Here is a 3,094-nt window from a genome sequence, read left to right as displayed (position 1 = left end):
CCCCAATACACATCGACCTCGCCCGAGACATCGACGTAGCGCAGGAAGCGGTCTCCGGATCGGCGCTGCTGGGTTGCGTCGGATCGTTTCAGGGGCAGCGTCCGGGTCAGGTAGCGCGCCGACGATGCCATCGTGACGTCGCAGCGCACCTCGCCGGTCTTCGGGTCGATCGGCAGCGCGACCTCGTCGATGATGCCCTTGAACAAACGGTGCGGCTCAGCCACCAGCAGGCCGGTCACGGGGTCGAACAGCGCGCGGTGGATCTCGATCCGGGCGAAGCGGGCGTCGTAGGTCCGGATCAGCGCCGCCACTTCGGGCGAGAGGGGCGACAGGCTGATCCGCTGCATTCGGACCGCGATGCCCGACTGCGACACGATGGGCGGGATCTCCATGATCGACCCGGCGCCAGCGTAGGTTCGGGCGTTGCCGGCAATCGTGAAGCTGCGGTCCTGCGCCCCGGTCCAGAGCCCGAGGCTTTCCTCAAGTCCTGTGGTGCGGTTGCGGGCGACGGCCCAGACCAGGATGCGCGCCGACAGGGCAGCGCGGTTCTGAAACTGGGCCAAGGTGGGGGCGTCGAAGCTGCGCATGGGGCTACCTCAGGCTCTGGACCCAGTCGAAGCCCAGGCCTTCAGACAGGCTGGATCGACCGGTGTTGGGTGTCCCGGACCCGGCGACCTTGACCGCCTTGCAAAAAGCCTTGCGCAGGGTGACGGCCGCGCCGGTCACGGCACCGGGGCGGATGAAGGGCTCGACCTCGAACAGCGCCGTCTGGCCCGACCCGTTTGCCACCACTGTCGCATCCACCACCCGGTGCAGCGCCTGGCGCGACACGGCCAGCGAGGTATAGGCAAAGGACAGGTAGTCGCCCCGGCTCAACGTGTAGCCAACCGGCAGGCCGGTCAGGGAAAGCTCGCGCGGGTCGCCACCCAGGGCCAGGATCGTGACGCTGGCCGCGCCCAGGATCGACCCGGTGGGGTCCAGTAGCGGGTTCGGGCGGCGGCGGTCATACATCAGGAAGGTGCGGCCCGCCTGACCCAGAAGCGAGACCAGGACCTCTTGAACGCCGACCTCGTGGCGTTGCTGAGCTCCAATGTTGATCCGTCCGGTCCAAAGCCGCTCGGCCAGGTCGGCGGTCAGCTGCTCGCCCCCAGCCGTGCGAGACTGAGCCAGCTGCTCGGGCAACTCGCAGGACGCCTCTGCGACCAGAAGGCTGTCGGCGAAGGTGGCCAGTGGCAAGGGATAGCTCAGAGGCATCAGTTCACCCGCTTTGCGTCGGCCGAGACGCGCTGGACCGACCGAGGCAACGCCTCGCGGTCATAAAGCTGCAACCCGGTCTGAACGCCCCGCCTGACCATCTCCTGGATCTCGGTGTTGCCCTGCGCGCCGCGCACATCGACGACAAGGGTGGAAGGCCCGCCGCCCATGCTGCGCCCTGCCGTCCGGCGGTTGTCGCCGCCCACCATGCCGCCCGTGGCATAGCCCGGCAGGCCGCCTGCGTTGATTGCCTCCAAGAGGTGCCGGTTGCGCGCCGTGGCCTTGGCATTGACGACGAACTCGCCGTTCGACAGGCGGGTCAGGATGCTGTCCGACCGACCGGTACCGGGGCCGTTGATGATCCCGCCATCGGCCTTGGCCCCCAGCGCCGGAAAAATCGAGGACAGAATCGACTTGCCGCCGAACAAGTCGCCGAAGGGACCGGACCCGAAAAGTGCCGCCTGAATGCCTGCCTGGATCAGGCTGCTGGCGATGTTCTTCAAGACGTCGTTAAAGGACTCGCCCTTGACGATCAGGGCTTCCAGCGCGTTGTTCCCCAGATCCTCGAAGAACTCGCGCCGGGCCTTGGCTCCTTCCAGCGCCGCCGACTCGCGCTCACGGACCGCGATCAGCTCCTCAACCTTCTGCTTCTCCGCCTCGGTCGCCCCGGCGAGAGCCTCGCGGTGCTTCAACAGCTCCTGCTGGATGGGATCCTGGACGCGCAGCGCCTCGATCTCGCCCTCGAGGCTGGCGATCAGCTCCTGCAGCGCATTGGCCTCGTCGCGGGCCGCCCCGCCGCCGCCGCCACCGGCACCCTTGCCTGGAACGATGGGATTGTTGAATGCGTCCAGGCTTGGTCCGCTGTAGACGAACCGACCATAGCCTTCCTGGTTTGCGGTGCGTGGATCACCCCCCCGGCCGGAGTAGACCTTGCCATCCGCAGCTAGCTTCTGCTGCGCCGAAGCGAACTGACCCGCTGAACTGATAGTGGCGATGATGCCCTGTGCCATGCCGAGAAGCTTGGCGGCGGCAGGAACAGCGGACTCGAATGCGGCAACTAGGTTGGTTCCGTCGGCTCGGTCCAGATCACCCACGATCGACGTGAGGATGTTTGAAAGCCCGTTTGCCTCTGTCTTGGTGCGTACGACCTCATCAGCGGTACCGGCCTGCTCTTCACGCACACGGACGAGGCTGGCGATCATTTCGTTGAGCGGCGCAAGCACCGCATCCTCGGCGGCGGATATCTCGCCGGACGCCATCGCGGCTTCGGTGAATTTGGCCTTCAGGCTCTCTGCGGCGGCGATTTGCTCATCAAGTGTGCCTGCGCTGTCCAGCTGCTGGAACGCAGCAAGCACAGTGTTGATTTCGCGCCGAGCTTCACTGGACCAGATGCTGAGGTCGAACATATCAGCCAGGTTCTTCTGGTTGCCCACTCCGAACTCAGGGCCATCGAATATGCCGATCTGGGCCTGAAGGTTGTCGGATGCTTGGCGTGCTGCACGCTGTGTCTCGCGCAACTCAAGTTCCGCCATGTCCCGCAGTAGCTTTCGAATTTCGCGGCTGGACTCGCCGAACTCCCCGCGCAGCTCGGCGGTCGATAGGCGGGCGCGCCCGATGGCACGGACATAACTGTCGGCCCGGTCGGAAAGCTGGTCCACGCTGTCGGCGAAGCTCATCGTCTCGTCGGCCGCGCCCGTCAGCCATTGAAGGGTATACCCCGCAGCGGCAATCACCCCGAGGGTTACGAGATTGATGGGATTGAGAAGCTGAAGGAAAGCCGCTTTCAACGCCCCAACTGCGCCCGCAGCACCCATCGGGCCGATAACTTGCACAACCTGGG

At 65.8% G+C, this 3,094-nt stretch carries 3 protein-coding genes; all 3 read right to left on the bottom strand.

Going from position 1 to position 3,094, the window contains the following annotated elements; all coding sequences use genetic code 11:
• Positions 1-587 (bottom strand): hypothetical protein (locus Q0C42_RS21595; RefSeq protein ID WP_295081169.1); only part of this gene is annotated, 587 nt, incomplete at its 3' end.
• A gap of 4 nt (positions 588-591) precedes the next feature.
• Complete coding sequence (locus Q0C42_RS21590; RefSeq protein ID WP_295081166.1) at positions 592-1,254, bottom strand: hypothetical protein; 663 nt, start codon at positions 1,252-1,254, stop codon at positions 592-594.
• Positions 1,254-3,094 (bottom strand): hypothetical protein (locus tag Q0C42_RS21585; RefSeq protein ID WP_295081164.1); only part of this gene is annotated, 1,841 nt, incomplete at its 5' end. The genes Q0C42_RS21585 and Q0C42_RS21590, both read right to left, overlap by 1 nt.

The organism is Tabrizicola sp., from assembly GCF_022842145.1.
Classification (GTDB): domain Bacteria; phylum Pseudomonadota; class Alphaproteobacteria; order Rhodobacterales; family Rhodobacteraceae; genus Tabrizicola.
This window is presented reverse-complemented; position numbering and strand designations above follow the sequence as displayed.

What these genes read in the sequence shown, in the direction of transcription:
- Q0C42_RS21590 (WP_295081166.1), bottom strand. Translation starts at nt 1,254, where the DNA reads ATGCCTCTGAGCTATCCCTTGCCACTGGCCACCTTCGCCGACAGCCTT.